The organism is Ruegeria halocynthiae, from assembly GCF_900106805.1.
In the GTDB taxonomy this organism is placed as follows: Bacteria; Pseudomonadota; Alphaproteobacteria; order Rhodobacterales; family Rhodobacteraceae; genus Ruegeria; species Ruegeria halocynthiae.
On the sequence record NZ_FNNP01000001.1, the window covers coordinates 1,068,941 to 1,090,128 of the forward strand.

23 protein-coding genes and 1 tRNA gene are annotated in these 21,188 nt (G+C 57.2%); 14 read left to right on the forward strand and 10 right to left on the reverse strand.

Features of this window, described 5'->3' with window-relative positions; translation table 11 throughout:
• Positions 1-49: 49 nt before the first annotated feature.
• Genes nagA through BLU89_RS05405 form a run of 4 tightly spaced genes read right to left on the reverse strand, consistent with a single transcriptional unit; the run spans position 50 to position 3,853 of the window.
• Complete coding sequence (gene nagA / locus BLU89_RS05390) at positions 50-1,186, reverse strand: N-acetylglucosamine-6-phosphate deacetylase (protein WP_074735063.1); 1,137 nt, start codon at positions 1,184-1,186, stop codon at positions 50-52.
• Positions 1,183-2,211, reverse strand: coding sequence for an SIS domain-containing protein (locus BLU89_RS05395; RefSeq protein ID WP_074735065.1), 1,029 nt, complete (start codon positions 2,209-2,211; stop codon positions 1,183-1,185). Before BLU89_RS05395 ends, nagA begins: the two co-directional genes overlap by 4 nt.
• Before the next feature lie 12 nt (positions 2,212-2,223).
• Positions 2,224-2,979 (reverse strand): GntR family transcriptional regulator, encoded by a 756-nt coding sequence (locus BLU89_RS05400; protein WP_074735067.1) that lies wholly within the window; start codon positions 2,977-2,979, stop codon positions 2,224-2,226.
• The gene (locus BLU89_RS05405; RefSeq protein ID WP_074735068.1) at positions 2,966-3,853 is read right to left on the reverse strand and encodes a glucosamine kinase nucleotide-binding domain-containing protein; all 888 of its coding nucleotides are present in this window, start codon (positions 3,851-3,853) and stop codon (positions 2,966-2,968) included. The genes BLU89_RS05400 and BLU89_RS05405 overlap by 14 nt, the downstream gene beginning before the upstream one ends.
• A gap of 159 nt (positions 3,854-4,012) precedes the next feature.
• On the opposite strand from BLU89_RS05405, the gene BLU89_RS05410 reads away from it, so the two are divergent.
• From BLU89_RS05410 to BLU89_RS05435, 6 genes are all read left to right on the forward strand, one after another.
• Positions 4,013-4,936, forward strand: coding sequence for an N-acetylmuramic acid 6-phosphate etherase (locus BLU89_RS05410; RefSeq protein ID WP_083347676.1), 924 nt, complete (start codon positions 4,013-4,015; stop codon positions 4,934-4,936).
• Positions 4,933-6,183 carry an ABC transporter substrate-binding protein gene (locus BLU89_RS05415; protein ID WP_074735072.1) on the forward strand — a complete coding sequence of 417 codons (1,251 nt, stop codon included), beginning with the start codon at positions 4,933-4,935 and terminating at the stop codon, positions 6,181-6,183. The genes BLU89_RS05410 and BLU89_RS05415 overlap by 4 nt, the downstream gene beginning before the upstream one ends.
• Before the next feature lie 67 nt (positions 6,184-6,250).
• Positions 6,251-7,165: a carbohydrate ABC transporter permease gene (locus BLU89_RS05420; RefSeq protein ID WP_074735074.1), complete on the forward strand. Its 915-nt coding sequence runs from the start codon at positions 6,251-6,253 to the stop codon at positions 7,163-7,165.
• A gap of 10 nt (positions 7,166-7,175) precedes the next feature.
• The gene (locus BLU89_RS05425; RefSeq protein ID WP_074735076.1) at positions 7,176-8,015 is read left to right on the forward strand and encodes a carbohydrate ABC transporter permease; all 840 of its coding nucleotides are present in this window, start codon (positions 7,176-7,178) and stop codon (positions 8,013-8,015) included.
• On the forward strand, positions 8,012-9,046 hold the full coding sequence (locus BLU89_RS05430; RefSeq protein ID WP_176797657.1) for a Gfo/Idh/MocA family protein: 1,035 nt from the start codon (positions 8,012-8,014) through the stop codon (positions 9,044-9,046). The genes BLU89_RS05425 and BLU89_RS05430 overlap by 4 nt, the downstream gene beginning before the upstream one ends.
• Positions 9,043-10,038 (forward strand): ABC transporter ATP-binding protein, encoded by a 996-nt coding sequence (locus tag BLU89_RS05435; RefSeq protein ID WP_074735078.1) that lies wholly within the window; start codon positions 9,043-9,045, stop codon positions 10,036-10,038. Before BLU89_RS05430 ends, BLU89_RS05435 begins: the two co-directional genes overlap by 4 nt.
• Before the next feature lie 27 nt (positions 10,039-10,065).
• Here BLU89_RS05435 and BLU89_RS05440 read toward each other — a convergent pair.
• A tRNA-Leu gene (locus BLU89_RS05440) sits at positions 10,066-10,152 on the reverse strand.
• A 130-nt stretch (positions 10,153-10,282) separates the two neighbouring features.
• On the opposite strand from BLU89_RS05440, the gene BLU89_RS05445 reads away from it, so the two are divergent.
• Both BLU89_RS05445 and lipB read left to right on the forward strand, forming a co-directional pair.
• A complete protein-coding gene (locus BLU89_RS05445; RefSeq protein ID WP_074735079.1) occupies positions 10,283-10,942 on the forward strand; it encodes a DsbA family oxidoreductase in 660 nt (219 codons plus the stop codon).
• A gap of 39 nt (positions 10,943-10,981) precedes the next feature.
• Positions 10,982-11,671 (forward strand): lipoyl(octanoyl) transferase LipB, encoded by a 690-nt coding sequence (lipB, locus tag BLU89_RS05450; protein WP_074735080.1) that lies wholly within the window; start codon positions 10,982-10,984, stop codon positions 11,669-11,671.
• Between the two features lie 283 nt (positions 11,672-11,954).
• Here lipB and BLU89_RS05455 read toward each other — a convergent pair whose 3' ends face one another.
• Complete coding sequence (locus BLU89_RS05455; RefSeq protein ID WP_074735081.1) at positions 11,955-12,896, reverse strand: cation diffusion facilitator family transporter; 942 nt, start codon at positions 12,894-12,896, stop codon at positions 11,955-11,957.
• 81 nt (positions 12,897-12,977) lie between these two features.
• On the opposite strand from BLU89_RS05455, the gene BLU89_RS05460 reads away from it, so the two are divergent.
• Positions 12,978-13,391, forward strand: a complete 414-nt coding sequence (locus BLU89_RS05460) for a MerR family transcriptional regulator (protein ID WP_074735082.1) — start codon at positions 12,978-12,980, stop codon at positions 13,389-13,391.
• Here the strand turns inward: BLU89_RS05460 and BLU89_RS05465 are convergent.
• The 3 genes from BLU89_RS05465 to BLU89_RS05475 all read right to left on the reverse strand — a co-directional run bounded on the left by BLU89_RS05465 (position 13,388) and on the right by BLU89_RS05475 (position 15,008).
• Complete coding sequence (locus BLU89_RS05465; protein ID WP_074735084.1) at positions 13,388-13,813, reverse strand: HIT family protein; 426 nt, start codon at positions 13,811-13,813, stop codon at positions 13,388-13,390. The two genes, BLU89_RS05460 and BLU89_RS05465, sit on opposite strands and share 4 nt — an antisense overlap.
• 72 nt (positions 13,814-13,885) lie before the next feature.
• On the reverse strand, positions 13,886-14,428 hold the full coding sequence (locus BLU89_RS05470) for a hypothetical protein (protein WP_074735085.1): 543 nt from the start codon (positions 14,426-14,428) through the stop codon (positions 13,886-13,888).
• Positions 14,421-15,008, reverse strand: a complete 588-nt coding sequence (locus BLU89_RS05475; RefSeq protein ID WP_074735087.1) for a hypothetical protein — start codon at positions 15,006-15,008, stop codon at positions 14,421-14,423. Before BLU89_RS05475 ends, BLU89_RS05470 begins: the two co-directional genes overlap by 8 nt.
• 278 nt (positions 15,009-15,286) lie before the next feature.
• Here BLU89_RS05475 and ctaD point away from each other — a divergent pair, with 278 nt between their 5' ends.
• The 4 genes from ctaD (at position 15,287) to BLU89_RS05495 (ending at position 19,351) form a co-directional block, all read left to right on the forward strand.
• Entirely contained in the window at positions 15,287-16,945 is a 1,659-nt protein-coding gene (ctaD, locus tag BLU89_RS05480; protein WP_074735089.1) for a cytochrome c oxidase subunit I, read from the forward strand.
• 163 nt (positions 16,946-17,108) lie between these two features.
• On the forward strand, positions 17,109-18,137 hold the full coding sequence (locus BLU89_RS05485; RefSeq protein ID WP_074735091.1) for a bestrophin family protein: 1,029 nt from the start codon (positions 17,109-17,111) through the stop codon (positions 18,135-18,137).
• Positions 18,138-18,220: 83 nt separating this feature from the next.
• Positions 18,221-18,820, forward strand: coding sequence for a 2-hydroxychromene-2-carboxylate isomerase (locus tag BLU89_RS05490; protein WP_074735093.1), 600 nt, complete (start codon positions 18,221-18,223; stop codon positions 18,818-18,820).
• 45 nt (positions 18,821-18,865) lie between these two features.
• Positions 18,866-19,351 (forward strand): DUF2244 domain-containing protein, encoded by a 486-nt coding sequence (locus BLU89_RS05495; RefSeq protein WP_074735095.1) that lies wholly within the window; start codon positions 18,866-18,868, stop codon positions 19,349-19,351.
• On the opposite strand, the gene BLU89_RS05500 is transcribed toward BLU89_RS05495, so the two are convergent.
• Positions 19,352-19,834, reverse strand: coding sequence for a GatB/YqeY domain-containing protein (locus BLU89_RS05500; RefSeq protein WP_074735097.1), 483 nt, complete (start codon positions 19,832-19,834; stop codon positions 19,352-19,354). It lies immediately after the preceding gene.
• A 182-nt stretch (positions 19,835-20,016) separates the two neighbouring features.
• Here BLU89_RS05500 and carA point away from each other — a divergent pair, with 182 nt between their 5' ends.
• Entirely contained in the window at positions 20,017-21,183 is a 1,167-nt protein-coding gene (carA, locus tag BLU89_RS05505) for a glutamine-hydrolyzing carbamoyl-phosphate synthase small subunit (protein WP_074735099.1), read from the forward strand.
• The last annotated feature ends 5 nt before the right edge of the window (positions 21,184-21,188 follow it).

Genomic DNA, 21,188 nt, shown 5'->3' on the forward strand with positions numbered 1-21,188 from the left:
GCGGCGAGATGTGAAATTCGCAGAGATCAGAATTCATCGCATTTGGGTATCAGAGCGCCACCACCGGGCGGACTTGCGACAAATCCGCAGAAATTCGTATTGCTTGCGAGATCGAGTTCAAACGGCAGATCGCGCCTTGTGAGATGAGACCTGCGGGAATGCGCGTGGCCGCCGCCAACGCGTCGGGCAATGAAACACCCACGTCTGCCGTCAGCACCCGCAAGGCCGTGGTCAGGTCAAGATCAGCCCCGGCCAACGTTCCATCCTGCAGTGTCAGCCTGCCGTTTTTGCGCTGAATGATCCGACCTTCCAGCGTGAATTCACTCAGTTCGGTTCCCGCAACCGCCATCGCATCGCTGACCAGAAACAGGTGCCCGGGCCCCTGTTTGGCGGCAAAGGCCGTGCGCATCGTTTCCGGGTGAACATGGATCGCATCCGCAATCAACCCGGCTGACATCGCACCGCAGGACAAAACCGCGCCGACCAGCCCCGGCTCGCGGTTGCCGAGCTGACTCATGGCGTTGAACAGATGGGTAGCACACTGCGCGCCGGCCCGTGCGTAGGCAACGCAGGTCTCAAACGGAGCATCACTGTGCCCCAGCGACACGACCGCACCTGCATGTACAAGCGTTTCGACCTGCGCGATCGTGACACTCTCGGGCGCAAGCGTGACCATCAGCACGGGCAGTGCCTTTGCCGCTGCTGTCAATTGCTGCAGATCGGCATCCTCCATCGACCGGATCAGCGCACCATCATGGGCACCTTTGCGCCGCTGGCACAGATGCGGCCCCTCAAGATGCAGGCCAACGATCCCCGGTGTTTTGTCCCGCACCGCCTGTGTCGCCGCCGATATGGCAGCAGTTGTCTTTTCCGGCGTGTCCGTGATCAGAGTTGGCAGAATCGAGGTTGCCCCAAGCTGGCGGTGCGCCTTTGCGATACGATGCAAGGTCTCGATAGATGGATCATCATTGAACATGACGCCTCCGCCGCCGTTGACCTGCAAATCAACATAGCCAGGGCTGAGGATATCGCCCGACAGATCCTCGACCGGTTCCCCCGAGGGCACCTGAACCTCTGGCACGAGACTATCCAGCGCGCCGTCAATGAAGCGCGCGGCATAGCCGTTCAGCATAACCTCGCCGTCAAAGATCGGTCCTCCGGCAAAAGTGATAGAGGTATCACTCATACCGTTTCCGTCACTTTCCGAAGATGGCGCGGGGCATCGGGGTTGATACCGCGGTGCGTGGCAACCGTTTCAACCATACCATAAAACGCCGCGATCGAGGCCACGGGGTCCGTCATCCAGTGCGATGTGCGCACATGAGGTAAAGCAACAGCATCCTTTACGCGGTTCGTCGTCGCAAAAACCTTTGCGCCTTTGGCTGCAAGTGCATCTGCGACCTCGGCAATGTTGGCTTCTGCCGCATCGTTGGATGCGAAGGCAATCACAGGAAAGCCCTGTTCGACAATCGAAACCGGGCCATGCAGCACCTCGGCCGAGGAATAGCTTTCGGCGTGAATCTGACAGGTTTCCTTGAATTTCAACGCCGCTTCATTTGAAATCGCCCAGGACATCCCACGCCCGAGCGTGAACAGGGATTGCCCATCGACGGCCTCCACGACCGCCCCCCAATCACAAGTGATCGCGCGCGACAAAACCTCTGGCAGATTGTGGATTGCAGACAGCAATTCATCATCGCCCTTAACCTCGGCCAACAACCAAAGCCCCGCTACCAGAGAGGTGACGAAGGTCTTGGTGGCTGCCACGCTCAGTTCTGCACCCGCGTGGAGCGACAGCGCTGATGAGGTGACCTTGGCCAGTGCCGACGCCGTATCATTCGTAATCGCAACCGAGTAAGAGCCACCTTCTGTCAGGGATTGCGTCAATTGAACGATGTCGGGGCTTTGGCCCGATTGCGACACCGATATACACAGAGCGTTAGGGCAACGCATACCCACCCCGTAGATCGATTTAACGCTCGGCCCAACCGAAGCCATGGGCAGGCCCAGCAGCAGTTCAGACGCGTATTTCAGATAGCTGCAGGCATGATCTGACGATCCGCGCGCGACTGAGATCAGAAAACCGGGATCATGTTCGCGGATTGCGTTCGCTGTCTTTGCGACAGCATTAGCCCCATTGGTCAGAAGTCGATCAACGGCAAAGGGTATCTCATTGATTTCCCGCCGCATTTGAGTTGTTCCGCTGGACATGAGCCCCGCCTTTCAGGTTGACAAACGCAGCTCTGCCACGAAGTCGTAGGCATCGCCGTGATAGATGGATCGGGTGAGTTCAGCAACGCGCCCGCTTTCAAGGTATGAGGTGCGCTGAATACGCAGACCTGCTGTGCCTTCGGCAACATCCAGCAAGCGGGCCTCGGTGGCCTCAAGGTTGATGGCCGAGATCTTCTGGATCGCACGCACCGGACGGTTTCCGGATTGTTCCAGGAACGCATAGAGCGACCCGGTGACTTCGGTTGGATTTGGCAGAATATCCAGCGGCAATGCTGCACGTTCCAACGCCATTGGCCGCCCCCCAGCGGCGCGCAAACGGTGAATGCGGGCGACTTGATCATTGGCCGACAGGCCCAGCGCCAGCATCTCATCCGGCGACGGCAGAAACACACCACGCTCTAACCAGGTCGAGGTCGTCTCGAATCCACGCCGCTCCATATCCTCGGTAAACGAGGTCAGGTGCGACAGTGACTGCTCAACGCGCGCCACAGGCTGGCGTACGAACGAACCCGACCCCTGCCTTTGTTCAATCGTTCCCTTACGCACCAGCTCCTGAATAGCCTTGCGAACCGTGACCCGCGACAGATCGGTAAGCTCTGCAATCTCGCGCTCAGGCGGAAGTGAACTGTTGGGAGGCAGTATGCCCTCCTCTATCCCCTTCTCAAGCCGTTGGCGCAATTGCACATAACGCGGCCCGGCAGTCTGACCCAGCCAACCCTCGGGTCGCAGGAAGTCAGCAACGCTCATGTTCGATCTCCTCTTGAAACGCGCGGGCCAGCGCGATTGCACCAGTCAGCGGATCACCCAGTGGATTGGCCAGTCCCTGCTGCATGATTTTTGGTAAATACGCCGCATAGTGCGGGCCGATGCCCCCGGTCAGGCAGATCGAAAGGCCAGGTGCCCAGCCCATTGCTTCCATCCGACCCGCCAGATACTGAGCGCCAGCCTGCATGATCGAAACTGCAAGTTCATCCCCCCGCCCTGCATGGAGCGTTACGACAGGAGCCAGCGCGCCAAAATCAGTCGGCGACATCCCGGACGCAGCTCTGACAACACCCGCGGCGCCACCAAAACGAGACAACAGGACTTCCGCCATCTCGGACACTGGTTGCAGGTCGTCAATACAATCAAGCGTGCGTGACAGTGCCCGCCGCCCCACCCATTGCGCCGAGGCCTGATCCCCAAGGACCGGGCCCCATCCGCCTGCAAAAACGCTCTGCCCGCCTCTCTGTGCCGCCAGGAAAGACCCGGTGCCGCAATGCGCGACAAACCCATCCTTCGGCCCCAACGCACCGCGCAAGGCGGCGGGCCTGTCATCTTCGATCCGAACATGATCAAACGGCAGCACACCAGCCAGTCGTTCTGCCAGTGTTTTTCCTGTGATTCCTGCCAACCCCAGATACGCTGGCACCCGAGCGATCCGAGATGCATCCAATCCGAGACGCTCTGCCAAAGAGGCAATTCCACGTTTCAGTTCGACACAGGCCGCTTCGAAATCGGTCGAGACATTTGCCGACCCAACTTCAACTTGCTGAACAAGAGAGTCATCTGAAACAGCAATACGACAGCGCGTACCACCGCCATCAACAGCCAGAACAATGGGATCTAAAGGACGACTCATGCAGATACCTTTATAATACCTATTATCGTTTTTGAAGACCTAATTACGACCACAACAAACCATATCGACCCAAATACTGAAACATACTGACATAAAAATAAAATGGTAGACTAATGGTATCTAAAAGGTATGATACCCGGAACCAAGGGAGAGAATCACGTGGCCGCGCCAGTAACAGAACAGCTGCATCAGGATGCGATCGGGCTTGATGCCCGGCCGCTGAACGAAGTCGCCGAACTTCTGGCCCGGTCACAATCCGAAGCTGCAACCACCCCCCTCTCCTCGCTCTCCCCTATTTGCACAGGGGCGAAAGCAATGGCGCAAACGATCCGCTCCGGCGGTGTCCTGCGCTATCTTGCGGCAGGCTCATCCGGCTTGATGGCCGCCTCGGACGCGCTGGAACTGGGCGGCACTTATTCGATATCCGCAAACCAAATTCGCATTCACATGGCGGGCGGATTACCTTCCAGCGTCGAGATGCCCGGCGATGTTGAAGACGCCACCGACAATCTCGACCGCGAACTTGCCGGCCTGTCGACCAAAGACACTCTGATCACCGTTTCCGCCAGCGGAACTACGCCCTACACAGTCGCTGCAGCCCGGATTGCCCGAGCAAAAGGTGCTACGGTTATCGGCATAGCAAACAATGGCGAAACAGAACTGTTACAGCTATCCGACCACTCCATCCTGCTATCCACTCCGCCCGAGCTGATATCGGGCTCGACCCGCATGGGTGCGGGTACCGCACAGAAAATCGCGCTGAACATGCTGTCCACCCTTATGGCGATGGAGCTGGGGCATATTCAGGACGGGATGATGATCAACCTGCGCGCCGACAACGAGAAACTGCGCGCCCGCGCTAAGGGCATTGTTTGCCAGCTGACAGGCGTAGCACCCGAACAAGCCGCATCAGCGCTGAATGCAGCAGACGGAAATCTTAAATGCGCTGCCCTGATGGCGGCAGGCGCTTTAGTGCTGGAAGAGGCGCAGGCGATGTTGCGCAGTACGGATGATCACCTCCGCCCCGCACTGGAGCGGCTTAAACAAAACCAAGAAACCATCAATCTGGGAGACACCAAATGACACGCAAAGTTCTGAGCCTTGCTCTGATGAGCACAGCGCTGGTCACAAGCGCCTATGCGCAAGACGCGACGCTGAACATCGAAAGCTGGCGCAATGATGATCTGGCCCTGTGGCAGGAAAAGATCATTCCGGCTTTCGAGGCCGAACATCCGGGCATCAAAGTAATTTTTTCACCCTCCGCCCCGGCTGAATACAATGCTGTACTGAACTCTAAGCTTGAGGCCGGATCGGCGGGCGACCTGATCACGTGCCGTCCGTTCGATGCTTCACTGGCATTGTACGAAAACGGGCACCTGACCGACCTGTCCGATCTGGACGCCATGGGCAACTTCTCGGACGTTGCGAAATCTGCTTGGCAGACCGACGATGGATCAGCCAGTTTCTGCGTTCCGATGGCATCGGTGATTCATGGCTTCATCTACAACAAGGATGCGTTCAACGAGTTGGGCATCGACGCCCCAACCACCGAGGCCGAGTTCTTTGCCGCCCTCGACAAGATCAAGGAGGACGGCACCTATATCCCGATGGCGATGGGCACCAACGACCAGTGGGAAGCCGCCACAATGGGCTATAACAACATCGGCCCGAACTACTGGAAAGGTGAAGAAGGCCGACAGGCGCTGATCAAGGGCGAGCAGAAGCTGACTGACCCACAGTGGGTTGCCCCTTATGCGACGTTGGCCAAATGGGCGGACTATCTGGGTGACGGGTACGAGGCACAGACCTATCCTGACAGTCAGAACCTGTTCACACTGGGTCGCGCGGCGGTCTATCCTGCTGGTAGCTGGGAAATTTCGGGCTTCAACACGCAAGCCGATTTCGAAATGGGCGCCTTTAAGCCGCCTGTCCAGAATGCGGGCGACACCTGCTATATCTCGGACCACACAGATATCGGCATCGGCTTGAATGCCGCCAGCGAAAATCAAGAAGCGGCGCGCACTTTCCTGGCCTGGGTTGCAAGCCCAGAATTCGCCAGCATCTTCGGCAACGCCCTGCCCGGGTTCTTCCCGCTGTCCAGCACTCCGGTCGAGTTGGAAGATCCGCTTGCCAAAGAAATCGTTGGCTGGCGCGATGAGTGTGAAAGCACGATCCGTTCAACTTATCAGATCCTGTCGCGCGGCACACCGAACCTTGAAAACGAGACCTGGGGCGCATCTGTCGCCGCCATCAAGGGCGCTGAAACCCCCGAAGCACTGGGTCAGCAACTGCAGGACGGTCTGGCCACCTGGTACGCACCGCATCAGTAACACCTAGGCCACTCACTCCGGACGCGGCCAATCGCGCCGCGTCCGGCACCTTTCCCCGGAGATTCACATGCAAACCCGCCGCATTCGCTGGCACATTGCCGTATTCCTCGCCCCTGCGGTCCTGGTCTACACGGCAGTGATGATCTTCCCTTTGTTCAACACACTGCGCCTCGCATTGTTCACCGAGGTCGATCAGACGCGCATCTACGTGGGCCTGCAGAATTTCCGCACCCTGTTCTTTGACCCTATCTGGTCCGAACAGTTCTGGAACGCGCTTGGCAACAACTTCTGGTTCTTCCTGATCCACATGCTGGTGCAGAACCCCATCGGCATCGCCTTGGCAGCGCTTCTGTCACATCCACGCCTGCGGTTTGCCGCGCTCTATCGGTCTGCGATTTTCATCCCTACGATCATGAGTTTCGTGATCGTCGGTTTCGCGTGGAAGCTGATCCTGTCACCGCTTTGGGGCATCGCCCCGTCGATGCTGGACGCCATTGGACTGAAGTCGCTGTTTGCACCGTGGCTGGGCAAGGAAGAACACGCTCTGACAACGCTGGCGCTGGTGTCGGTCTGGCAATTCGTCGGCATTCCGATGATGCTGATCTATGCCGCGCTGCTATCGATCCCCGAAGAAATCCTTGAGGCCGGAGAGATCGACGGCATCACCGGGGCCTCGGCGTTCTGGAAGATCAAACTACCGCTCATTATTCCTTCGATCGGGATCATCTCGATCCTGACTTTTGTGGGTAATTTCAACGCGTTTGACCTAATCTACGTGTCCCAAGGCGCGCTGGCCGGGCCGGATTTCTCAACCGACATCCTTGGCACCTTTATGTACCGCACCTTCTTTGGCTTCCAGCTGCAACTGGGTGATCCGCATATGGGATCAGCCATCGCCGGGGCCATGTTCGCCATCATCCTCGTGGGTGTCTGCCTCTACCTCTTCGGCATCCAGACCCGGATGCGCCGGTATCAGCTGTGAGGGTAATGATATGAACAAAGCACGCCAAAACCCGCTGAACACCGCCGCCATGCACGGGGCACTGATCCTTTATACTTTGATCGCACTGTTCCCGGTCTTCGTGATCATCATCAACAGCTTCAAATCCCGCCGCGCCATCTTTCGCGAACCGCTCGCCCTGCCCGATGCCGAAAGCTTTTCGCTGATTGGTTACCAGACGGTGATGAAACAGGGGGATTTCTTCCTGTATTTCCAGAACTCGCTAATCGTCACCGTGGTGTCGCTGGCCCTTGTCCTGTTGTTTGGCGCCATGGCCGCCTTTGCGCTGAGCGAATACAAGTTCAAAGGCAACACATTGATGGGCCTGTATCTGGCACTCGGCATCATGATCCCAATTCGCATCGGCACCGTGGCTATTCTGGATATGATGGTCGCCACAGGGTTGGTAAACACTCTCTGGGCCTTGATCCTCGTTTACACGGCGCAAGGCTTGCCATTGGCCGTTTTCATTCTGTCCGAGTTCATGCGGCAGGTCTCGGACGATTTGAAAAACGCGGGTCGCGTCGATGGCCTGACTGAATACACAATCTTCTTCCGGCTGGTCTTACCCCTCGTTCGCCCCGCCATGGCGACCGTCGCCGTGTTCAACATGATCCCGATCTGGAACGACCTCTGGTTCCCGCTTATCCTTGCCCCGGCTGAGGAAACCAAAACCCTGACGCTGGGTAGCCAGGTCTTCATTGGCCAATTCGTCACCGACTGGAACGCGGTTCTGTCGGCGCTTAGCATGGCGATCCTGCCGGTGCTCGTGCTCTACGTCATCTTCTCGCGCCAGCTGATCCGCGGCATCACGTCAGGAGCAGTCAAATGATCAAGGTTCTGATCGCTGGCCTTGGCAATATGGGCCTGAGCCACGCGCTGGCCCACCACCACCACCCGGACGCGCAGATCGTGGGGTTGGTGAACCGCTCCGGCCAAGTGGACCATCCAGATCTGTCAGGCTATCCGGCTTACTCGGATTTTCAGGCCGCTCTGGCCGAGACAAACCCCGATCTGGTCGTGGTCGCCACCTATTCCGACAGCCATGCCGATTTTGCCTGCGCCGCAATGGAGGCCGGGGCTCATGTCTTCGTCGAAAAACCACTCGCCACGACTGCGGCAGACGCCAAACGAGTCGTTGCGAAAGCCATCGAGACCAATCGTAAACTGGTGATCGGCTACATCCTGCGCCACCACCCCTCATGGATGCGCCTGATTTCCGAGGCGCGCGACCTCGGCGGGCCGTATGTCTTCCGTCTGAACCTCAACCAGCAAAGCAGCGGTGCTGAGTGGGAAACCCACAAGGCGCTGATGCAAACCACCTCGCCCATTGTTGATTGCGGCGTGCATTATGTCGACGTGATGTGTCAGATCACCGACTCTGACCCGGTGCGCGTGCATGGCATGGGCCTTCGCCTGAGCGATGAGATCGCCGAAGACATGTACAATTACGGCCAGTTTCAGGTGATCTTTGAGGACGGCTCGGTCGGCTGGTACGAAGCCGGTTGGGGCCCGATGATGTCGGAAACCGCGTTTTTCGTGAAAGACATCGTGTCGCCCAATGGCTCGGTCTCGATCACCGACGGCAACAAAGGCGCGTCCGCAAATATCGACGGCCACACAAAAGTCGGCGGCCTTCTGGTCCATCGCCCCGAGGGCGACCAGCTAATCGACATGCCGGGTGAGCCCGGCCATCAAGAGCTCTGCGACGCCGAGCAAGCCTATATGCTGCGCGCCATAGCCGAAGACATCGACCTGACCCGACACATGAACGACGCCGTTCAATCGCTGGCCATCTGTCTCGCTGCAGATGAAAGCATCCGCACCGGCCAACCCATTTCGCTGAAAGAGGCACGCACATGACCGCCCTGACGCTTACGAACGTGAACAAGTCCTTCGGCACCGTCGAGGTGCTGAAGGATATCAATATCGAAGTCGAAGACGGCGAATTCGTCGTTTTCGTCGGCCCATCGGGTTGCGGTAAATCCACCCTTCTGCGCGTGATCGCGGGGTTGGAGGACGTGACCTCGGGCGAAGTGCGCATCGGCGGAGAGCTGATGAACCTCACCCCGCCCTCCAAACGTGGCATCGCAATGGTGTTCCAAAGCTACGCGCTCTACCCTCACCTGAACGTGCGCAAAAACATGTCGCTGGCGTTGAAACAGGAAGGTCAGAGCAAACAGGTCATCGAACAACGCGTCGCCAAGGCCAGCAAGATGCTGAACCTTGAGCCGTATATCGACCGCTTCCCCTCGGAGCTGTCGGGCGGTCAGCGTCAACGCGTCGCCATCGGACGCGCCATAGTGCGCGAGCCCAAACTGTTCCTGTTCGACGAGCCCTTGTCCAATCTGGACGCCGCCCTGCGCATGAACACACGGTTGGAAATTGCCAACCTGCACCAGCAGCTTGATGCCTCGATGATCTACGTCACCCACGACCAGACCGAGGCGATGACTCTGGCCGACAAGATTGTCGTCCTGCGCGACGGGCACGTTGAACAAGTCGGCAGCCCTATGGAGCTGTACAACAACCCCGCCAACCAGTTCGTCGCAGGCTTCCTCGGCGCGCCCTCAATGAACTTTATCCCCGCCAGTCTGATCGGAGACAGCGCGGGCACGACACTGGGCATCCGACCCGAAGACCTCTACCTGACCGACGACGGCCCACTAACCGCGAACGTAACCCATGTTGAGCATCTGGGCGGAGACACCAACGTAATCGCAATGATGCAGAACCACCAGATCACCGCACGCCTGTTCGGTCAGCATCAGGTAAACGCGGGTGAGCCGGTCCGCTTTGGCTACACCCAGGACCGCACTTATCGCTTCGATCCCCAGGGCGCTCGCCTCATCTGACGAAGATTTTTTCCATTTTCATGATTTTGGTGCGGTCGAGAAGACTCGAACTTCCACGGGTGTTACCCCACAGCGACCTCAACGCTGCGCGTCTACCAATTCCGCCACGACCGCACTGCCAGTGACTTGGTAGAGGCGCGTATAGACGCAGAATTACGCGATGTGAAGAGGCAAAAACACGACGGTTTGATTTTGAACAACTCGTTCATATTTATACAGCAGCGCAACGTCCCAGGAGCAGCACATGGCAACCTCTGATCCTCCTCCTATAGTACAGATCGATGTCGTCTCGGATGTTGTCTGCCCGTGGTGCGTTATCGGTTTTCGGCAGCTGGATGCTGCTCTGAAGCAGGAAAACATACTTGCGCGCTTGCGGTGGCACCCTTTTGAACTGAACCCGGCCATGGGGCCAGAAGGACAAAACCTTCGTGAACATATCGTCGAGAAATACGGTTCGACGCCGGAGCAAAGTAAACAAGCACGGGAAAAGCTGACCTCCCTCGGGGCCGAGCTAGGCTTTGCCTTCAATTTCGACGATGACAGCCGAATTGTGAATACATTTGCTGCGCATCAACTCCTGCACTGGGCGGAAACCCAGGAACGCCAACATCCACTCAAGCTCGCGCTATTTGATGCCTATTTTACGCAACAGCGTGATGTCTCGGAAATTGAGGTGCTGATGGCTGCCATCGAAGCTGCGGGGTTGGACACTGCAAAAGCACAGGAAGCGCTGTTGTCGGGCGCCCATGCTGGAACAGTGCGTGAGAAACAGACCTTCTGGACCAGCCGGGGTATTTCGGGCGTGCCATCCATGGTTTTCGGAGGCAAGTACCTGCTGACTGGGGCGCAGGGAACGGATGCCTATACGCAGATTTTGCAACGCTGCCTGACCGAAGCGGCATGACCCCTTCCCCCTTTCGCTTAGACGGTCTAAGGGAACAACATGGAATGGAAGACGACCGACGGGCTGACAGATTACCAGGAAGCCACCGCTTTTATGGAGGCACGCGTTGCGGCGATTGCCTCAGGTGACGCGGATGAGTGCATCTGGCTGCTTGAACATCCGCCCCTTTATACTGCCGGCACCTCGGCAAAGCGCGAAGATCTGACCGATCCCGACCGTTTCCCGGTTTATGAAAGTAAACGCGGTGGCCAGTACACCTATCACGGGCCGGGGCAGCGTGTGGTCTATGTCATGCTGAACGTTGGAAAGCGTGGACATGATGTGCGCCGCTTTGTGCAGCAGCTCGAGGAATGGGTGATCGCAGCACTTGCCGAGTTCAACGTCACCGGCGAAATTCGCGAGGGTCGGGTCGGCGTCTGGGTACAACGCAACGACAAGCCTCTGACAGCAACGGGGCAAACCGCCGAGGACAAGATTGCGGCCATCGGAGTTCGTCTGCGGAAATGGGTCAGCTTCCACGGCATTTCGATCAATGTCGAACCTGATCTGTCCCATTTCACCGGCATCGTGCCCTGCGGGATTCAGGATCACGGCGTGACCTCACTGGTCGATCTGGGACTGCCGGTCACCATGGCTGATGTGGATGTTGCGTTGAAAAAGACATTTGAAGATGTTTTTGCTGGACACGCAGAGGTATCTCGTACCGACCCCGCAATTCGAATCGGCTAGTGTCCAAAATAGAACGACAATCTCCAAGATTGATGCGCTCTGTTTCGCAAACGCCCCCGGTGTTTCCCAGCAATCGTGCCAATTCTCGGCAAATTCAGAGATTCTTCATCTCAACCCAATACAAACGCAATCTAACCACGTAGTATGTAATGACCGTTCATGAGTGAGTGGTGTGTTAACCGGTGATCGCAGGGCTGCCCCGCGAAATCCGTGATTTTGTTTGGTTACGAGTCTGCCGTTCCGACCCCATAATCGGAACGGCAATTCTCGTTTTAGAGCACCCTTATCCCTGTTGATGCCCAAACCGGACCGATCCGGAACAGGCGTATCCATCGCCTTCGATTTCCAGCGTAACATGTCCAAGGCCGAACCGGTTCCGCAGCATCTGCTTGACCTCGGCGCGGATTTCCTCGGCCCTGTCCCAGGCATCCGCTACAATTACCAAATGCGCCGTCAACGCAGGCTCACGCTCCTGCATACTCCACAGATGTATGTGGTGCGCCTCGGCAACGCCAGCGATGCCCTCGATGGCTGATGCCACCTCTTCCGGGTCCAGTTCCGGCGGAGCGCCCAGCATAAGGACGCGGATGGTTTCGCCAATCTCGGATTTGACATGCCAGAGGATGTAAATTGAGATCAAGATGGTTACGGCAGGATCGACCCAGGTCCATTCGAACAGGATCACGGCAGTGCCTGCGATGATTACTGCGACGGATCCCAGAGCATCGGCCAGATTGTGCAAAAAGGCAGCCCGGATGTTCATGCTGTCCTTCGCCATCGAATAGGTCAGCGCGGCGGTAATCAGATCAACCACCAAAGCGATCCCTGCAATCCATACAACGATCCAGCCGTTGACCGTCTCGGGTTCAAAAAACCGCATCACACCTTCGTACATCAGGTAAACCGACAGCACGATCAGCGTGGTGTAGTTGACCAGCGCCGCGACGACCTCGGCCCGGCCATAGCCGAAACTCATCCGCGGATCAGCGGGCCGGCGCGCGATTTTGCGGGCAAAGAACGCGATGACCAGCGAAACCGCATCCGACAGGTTGTGCAGCGCGTCCGCGATCAGAGCAAGCGAGCCCGACAGAACCCCTCCAACCAACTGCGCCAGCGTCAGGAAAATGTTGACCACAATGGCCCACGCGACGCGGGCATCCCCGGCCTCAGGATCAATGTGACTGTGACTGTGGCCATGCCCTGAATGTGAGTGCTGATGTGCCATTTAATTAGCGTCCCTTGTTCCGGTTCAGCATGTTATGTAGTTCCTCTAGCCACTAGAGGTTCAAGAGGAAATTGCGAAATAATGTACTCAATCGGAGAACTCTCACGCGAGACCGGAGTCAAAGTCCCCACCATCAGGTTTTACGAAGACAAGGGACTGCTACCTGAGCCTGAACGTACCAGCGGGAATCAGCGCCGCTATGACGATGCTGCATTGAGGTGCCTGCAGTTCATTCGCCATACGCGCGACCTGGGTTTGCCGCTCGCAGATATCGAGGCGCTGCTGACGCTGGAAGGCGCACGCGGTGAAGATCTGAACAGGGCCCACGACATTGCCGAACGACAACTCTCGGATCTGCGAGACCGGATCGCGCGACTCGGGAGGCTAGAGAAGGAACTGGCCCGTATCACCAAGGCCTGCGACGGGAAGCACGATCACGTTTGCGCCGTGCTGCATGCTTTTGGTGATCACGGCACCTGTGAAGAATCACATTAGGATTGGGCCAGAACAGCCCGGATTTTATCGGCATGTTCCGCGATCTGGTCGAAATCACCCATGGCACCAGGCGGACGCATCGAAACACCTTCGTGACGCGGCAGGACATGGACGTGCAGATGGAACACTTCCTGCCCGCCGGCGGCCTCGTTGAATTGCTGGACTGTCACACCGTCGGCCTCGAAAGCCAGTTTGACCGCTTGTGCCATTTTCTGCACCGTTGCCATCACAGCGGCCAACTGCGCGGGCGAGGCATCCAGCATGTTCCGGCACGGCGTTTTGGGAATGACCAGCAAATGCCCATCCGACCGTGGCATGATATCCATCAGGGCCATGGTATCCTCATCTTCGTAAACGCGGTTCGACGGGATTTCCCCGCGCAGGATCTTGGCAAAGATATTCTCGGAATCATATGCGGTCATCTTGGGTCTCCGGAGGTTCAGGTCAGTCGCTGTTTTGATCTCCAACCCGGAAACCGTCAAGCTGGCGCAAACCTAATTCTGGTCCTTAAATCCGATTTCGGTAAGAAAAGCCCCGGGGCACGTTGCGAGTTCGCTAAGATCGACGATCTGGTTCAGTGCCGGTTTCTGTCGGGCCGCAGGCAGATTTCCCCTGCAGAAATAACGGGTCTGGCCATTATAATCGACTCGGCAGACGGCCTCTGCATACGCCAGCAACTCAAGAGTATCGTTATGTTCGGTGTGGGACAGGCATCCCCGGTATCGCTTGGCGATCTCACGTGTCAGCAAGTCAGGAGCCGCGTTCAGAACCTCGGTGTCACAGATTGCCAGCTGGGCGGCAGCCCCCTCCAATCTGGTCCCTTCGCTCAGAAAACCCTCATCCCGTAGGTTAGAAAGCTTCCCACGCGCGCACGTGTTGAGTTGATTAAAGCTTATGGTGACAGGTTCCGGATCGGCAATATACCTGTCATGAGCCCACCGCGCCCCCTGCACCGCCAGAATGATAAGCCCGCAGACACCGCCAATTGTCGCAACGCGTCCCAGAACAGCCCAAATATTGCGCGCGGGATCAGCCAACAGGAGGCTCCGTCAAATAAAGCAGTTTCCAACCATCGAACCGGAACTCCAGATTCAGCCAACCGGTTTCAGCATTTACGCCACAGGCCAAACCGTCGCCCTCGGCCATCTTTGCGAATTCACCCGGATCAAGATCAACAAACGCACCGAGGCATTTATTCAGCAGATCATTGTTGTCCTTAAGAATGCTTTGGGTCCTATCTACTGCTGAGGCTGTATCAAAACCCCGGGCCTTCAATCGTTCAGAGACGTCGGGGGCCGTCCGATACTCGGTCAGGCGGGACAGGATCACGTCTTCAGCCGCGCCAGTGCCAACCTGACCACGCAAGACCAGCAAAAATTCTTGCTGTCTGCTGGATCCCTCCAAGGCATCCACATCGAAGGAACACCAATGATTGTTCTCGTTTTCTGTCAGAAAACAGGCGCTGGCATTCGCTACCGTTGCGCCATGCTGCTTATCGCCTTTTGCCTCATGATCGCACGAGCATTGAGCCCGGGTCGCCTCGGCCAGTGCCGTATCCGGCAGCGCCGCGCCTATCAAACCGGCTGCAACAAACAATGCAAAAATCAATTTCCGCATCCGTTACCTGTCAAATAAATTCAATAATAATGCTGATCAGCATACAGAAACCGGTGGAATTCTCAACTCTTTCACGCCGCGCCGAAGGCCGTTTCACGTCCGAACCTAACACGAATGAGCGGTTTTCCCGGCCTCCGATGCAAGGGGGTGCGGCCATTTATCTTGATCTAGATCAAACTCGACCATTGAAGGTCGCCCCAACGCAATCTAAAACCAGCAGGAATCCCGTGCGTTGGAGAGGTCCGACTGCGCGGTGTAGTTGCAACAGGAGGCACCTAATGGCAGACGCAGCCATTCATGGTCACGACCATGAAGACCAACGTGGGTTCTTTACCCGCTGGTTCATGTCGACCAACCACAAGGATATCGGGATTCTGTACCTGGTCGTTTCGGCTATTGTCGGTCTGATCTCGGTATTGATGACCGTTTACATGCGGCTCGAACTGATGCACCCCGGTGTTCAGTACATGTGCCTCGAAGGTTTCATGGCCGATCCATGTACCCCCAACGGGCACCTTTGGAACGTCATGATCACCTATCACGGTGTTCTGATGATGTTCTTTGTGGTCATCCCGGCCCTGTTCGGCGGATTTGGCAACTATTTCATGCCGTTGCAGATCGGTGCGCCGGATATGGCGTTCCCACGGATGAACAACTTGTCCTTCTGGCTGTATGTCGCTGGTACCTCGCTGGGTGTGGCTTCATTGCTCAGCCCAGGGGGTAACGACCAGCTCGGTTCGGGCGTCGGCTGGGTTCTCTACCCACCGCTGTCGACGACCGAAGGCGGCATGTCCATGGACCTTGCGATTTTCGCCGTGCACGTATCAGGCGCCTCCTCGATCCTCGGCGCGATCAACATGATCACCACCTTCCTGAACATGCGTGCCCCGGGCATGACCCTGTTCAAGGTGCCGCTGTTCAGCTGGTCGATCTTTGTCACTTCGTGGCTGATTCTGCTGTCGCTGCCGGTTCTGGCGGGCGCGATCACCATGTTGTTGATGGACCGTAACTTTGGCTTTACCTTCTTTGATCCGGCCGGTGGCGGTGATCCGATCCTGTATCAGCACATCCTGTGGTTCTTCGGTCACCCCGAAGTGTACATCGTGATCCTGCCCGGTTTCGGCATCATCAGCCACGTGATCGCAACTTTCGCACGCAAGCCAATCTTCGGTTACCTGCCGATGGTTTGGGCGATCATCGCGATCGGTGTACTGGGCTTCGTCGTGTGGGCGCACCATATGTACACCGTTGGCCTATCACTGCGTCAGCAGGCTTACTTCATGCTTGCCACGATGGTCATCGCGGTCCCTACAGGCGTCAAAGTATTCTCGTGGATTGCAACCATGTGGGGTGGCTCGATCGAGTTCAAGACGCCGATGCTGTTTGCCTTCGGCTTTCTGTTCCTGTTCACCGTTGGTGGTGTGACCGGCGTTGTGCTGTCGCAGGCAGGTGTAGACCGTGCCTATCACGACACCTATTACGTGGTTGCGCACTTCCACTATGTGATGTCGCTTGGCGCTGTCTTTGCGATCTTCGCGGGCGTGTACTTCTACTTCTCGAAGATGACAGGCCGTCAGTATTCCGAGTTCTGGGGCAAGGTTCACTTCTGGCTGTTCTTCATCGGCGCCAACCTGACCTTCTTCCCGCAGCACTTCCTGGGCCGTCAGGGCATGCCGCGCCGCTATATCGACTATCCCGAAGCGTTCGCGCAGTGGAACCTGGTGTCGTCGATCGGTGCGTTCATCTCCTTCGCTTCGTTCCTGCTGTTCTTCGGCATCGTGATCTACGCCCTGCTGCGTGGCGCACGTGAGACCCGGAACAATCCGTGGAACGAATACGCGGATACGCTGGAATGGACCCTGCCCACTCCGCCGCCCGAACACACGTTCGAGCAGCTGCCCAAGCAGGAAGACTGGGACAAGGGCCACGCCCACTGATCCCGCGATCTAACCAAACGACAGCAAAGCCCCGCCCAGCGCGGGGCTTTGTGTATTAATCTCTGCAGTTCAGAATTTGCTGCGCGTCGCGCGTGGACTTGCCAAATACCGAGCCGCTAGTATCCACCACAAATCCCCCTGACGCGCGACGGACCCACATCCCATGATACTCCATAACGGCATCACGCTTCGGCAATTGATCAAAGGCTCTGCGGGCTTTATCTGCATCGTCATGGCCTGGATTTTCCTGCTGGAACTGGTTGACAAAATCACACCGATGGCTCTTTTCTCCAACTCCAGTCCACCGGTCACGATGCTGGGTCTTGCAGTGGCGTTCTTTCTGGGCTTCAAGAATACCTCGGCTTATGGCCGTTGGGTCGAAGCGCGCAAGGTATGGGGCGATCTGGTCAATGCCAGCCGAGACTGGGGCAACACGATCGGCAATCTGGTCCAGACCGACGGCACCCCCATAGACCCCGAGATACGTCGTGAATTGCTGGAACGTCATATCGCTTGGGTGAACATGCTGGTGTTTCAACTGCGTCAACCCAATACCAACGGACGGTCCCGTCGGCCGTGGATGTTCGGACATAAACCGGTTTCAGACAAAACCGCATTGCATCAGGACCCCGAGTGCTGGCGCACAAGCCAGCTTGAGATCGATCTGCCGCGGCTTGAAGGGAAATCTAACCAAGCAGCGTTTCTTCTGTTTCTTCAGGGTGAACGCCTGTCAAAGCTGGCACAAGCAGGCAGGATCGATCCTTACTGGCACGTCGCGCTGACGAACAGGCTGGCACGTCTCGCGGACGATCAGGGTCAGAGCGAGCGCATCAAGAACACTCCCTTCCCCCGACAGGTGGCCGAGGTTGGTCGTATCTTCAGCTATATCTTTATTTTCATGCTGCCGCTGGCCTTCAACGACGAACGCTCAATCACGATCGGACTGGAGCTTCCGCTGATACAATCGGTGCTGCTCGACTGGCTGGTCTTTGCCCCAGTAGGCGCGCTGGTATGCTGGATATTCTTCGTCACGGAACGGGTCAGCGCCTCGATGGAGGACCCGTTCGAAGGCGATGTCACGGATGTTCCGATCTCGGCCATCTGCCGCATGATCGAGATTGACCTGCGTCAGATGACCGCTTGCGGCGCCATCCCGCACGCCGCTGAACCCATAGACAAAACGCTGCTGTAGCTGGCGGAATCGGGCAAAGATCGAAAAATCATCCGTTTTGCGGTATTCTGGATGGCAGAGCCCCTTTTAACAGGAGCGTTGCAATGCCCGAAATCAATTTTTGGTACTCAATTGGCAGCACTTACAGCTTTCTGACGATCATGCGTCTGGATGACTGGTGCGAAGAAAACGACGCGACGGTGACGTGGCGCCCGTTCAACGTACGCACTGTAATGTCCGAGCAGCAGAACATTCCTTTTGCGGGAAAACCGGTCAAATCAGCCTATATGTGGCGCGACATCGAACGGCGCGCCGCAAAGTATCATATCCACGCCAAGTTACCCGCACCCTATCCGATCTCGAACCTGGCGCTCGCAAATCAAGTGGCTTTGCTTGGAATGCAGGATGGTTGGGGCAAGGCGTTCACGCAAAACCTCTATCGGATCTGGTTCGAGGACGGGATCGAGGCCGGCAACGAAAACGCTATATCCGAAGCTCTGAATCGCTGTCAGCAGGACGCGCGCCTGATCCTCGCACGTGCCAACAGCCCAGACGTCAGCAATGCGCTTGAGGCAGAGACAAACGCCGCGATCCGAAAGGGTGTGTTCGGCGCTCCCAGCTTTGTTGTCCGGGACGAAGTATTCTGGGGCGACGACCGGCTGGATGATGCCCTGTCATGGGTCCGTGTGGGTCACGTAGTCTGACAAAAATTGCTTCGATTTTGTCCGCCCCTGCGCTAGCTTTTGATTATGCCCTATCGCTGGAAACAAACATCGGATTCCAAGCAGGAGTTGCGCCTATGGCCGCATAACTCCCTATCGCCCCGCGCTGCGATGGGCGTTATTCTGGCGTTATTCCTGGCTGGCCTCATTCCCCTGGTCACGGTCCTGGGATCCGCTTTGTTGTGGGGATTGCTGCCATTCCTTCTGATTACTGTGCTGGGTCTATGGCTGGCGCTCGAAATGAACTATCGCGCGCGCAGCGTATTCGAAGTTCTGACCCTGGACAAAACACGGGCCCGTCTGATCCATCACGACCCACGCAGCGGCGATCAGGAATGGTCCTGCAACCGCTATTGGGCCCGCCCCGAGATGCATACGCACGGCGGGCCGGTGCCGCACTACGTCACCCTGATCGGTGACGGGCGCGAGGTCGAGATCGGTTCATTTCTGTCCGAGGAAGAGCGGATCACCCTGTTTGATGATCTGACCCGCAAGCTGCACGATCCTGCGTAATCAGCCGCCGTTCGACCCGGCGCAGAGGTGATCCTTCACCATCGGGCCAACCTTGCCGAAATCCATCTGGCCGGTATAGCGTGTCTTCAACTCGCCCATAACTTTGCCCATATCGCGGATCGAGCCCGCACCAGTTGCGGTGATCGCCGTCTGAATCGCCTTACTGACTTCGCTGTCATCCAGCTGCTTGGGCAGGAATTCCTCGATCACAGCGACCTCGCGCAGCTCGCGCTCGGCCAGATCAAGCCGCCCACCCTCTTCATAGGCGCGCGCGCTTTCCTTGCGTTGCTTGGTCATTTTTCCAAGAATTTCAAGAACCTCGGCGTCGCCGCATCCTTTGGCCTCTTCGTTGCCAGAGCCGCGCGTCGCGATATCCCGGTCTTTGATCGCTGCATTGATCAGTCGCAATGTCGACAGGCGCTCGGCCTCTTTGTCTTTCATCGCTTGCTTCAGGGCAGAATTCACCCGTGATCGCATATCCATATGGTCTGTCCATCCCCATGGCAAAGGAACCCTGACCATATCGAAACAAAAAGGCGGGCACAACAGAGGAAAATAAAGCTAAGTTATTGATTTATAACAATAGTGCAAAATTTGAACAGGCTTGACCCAGCGCCCCAACCCCCTTAGGTATGCGCCGGTTTACCTTGCAGGAGAGTCGCGCCATGGCACAGAACGCCCCGTCCAAGCCCACCGCATGTCTGGCATTGGCCGATGGAACTCTGTTTTACGGTGTTGGCTTCGGCGCAACCGGTCAAACGGTTGCGGAACTTTGCTTTAATACTGCGATGACCGGATATCAGGAAATCATGACTGACCCTTCTTATGCGGGCCAGATCGTGACCTTCACCTTCCCTCATATCGGCAATGTCGGCGTGAACCCCGAGGATGACGAAACCGGCGATCCGGTTGCTGCCGGCATGGTCGTCAAATGGGACCCGACCGAGTCGTCCAATTGGCGCTCTGCCGAAGAATTGAAAAGCTGGTTGACCCGTCGCGGACGTATCGCCATCGGAGGCGTCGACACCCGCCGCCTCACCCGCGCCATCCGTCAGCAGGGCGCGCCGCATGTGGCGCTGGCTCATGACCCCGACGGCAATTTCGACATCGAAGCTCTGATCGCCGCAGCGCGTGGGTTTACCGGGCTTGAGGGGATGGATCTGGCCAAGGAAGTGACTTGCGCCCAGAGCTATCGTTGGGATGAGATGCGTTGGGCATGGCCTGACGGCTATGAGCGGCAGGTCGCCCCTGCGCATAAGGTGGTTGCTATCGACTACGGTGCCAAGCGTAACATTCTGCGCTGCCTCGCATCGGCTGGTTGCGATGTGACCGTATTGCCTGCGACCGCGACCGCCGCAGAAATTCTTGCACACAATCCAGACGGCGTGTTCCTATCGAACGGACCCGGTGATCCGACGGCCACGGGTGAGTACGCAGTGCCGATGATCAAAGAAGTTCTGGATACGACTGACCTGCCTGTCTTTGGCATTTGCCTGGGTCACCAGATGCTCGCGCTGGCTCTGGGCGGTCAGACCGTCAAAATGAACCATGGCCATCATGGTGCAAACCACCCGGTCAAGGATATGGAAACCGGCAAGGTCGAGATCACCTCAATGAACCACGGCTTTGCGGTGGACACACAATCTTTGCCCGAAGGCGTGATCGAAACACACCGGTCCTTGTTTGATGGTTCAAACTGCGGCATCCGAATGACGGGTCGCCCAGTTTATTCGGTACAGCACCACCCCGAAGCCTCGCCCGGCCCGCAGGACAGTTTCTACCTGTTCGAACGCTTTGCGGCGGCTATGACCGATCAAAAAACGCAAGCATAACTCTG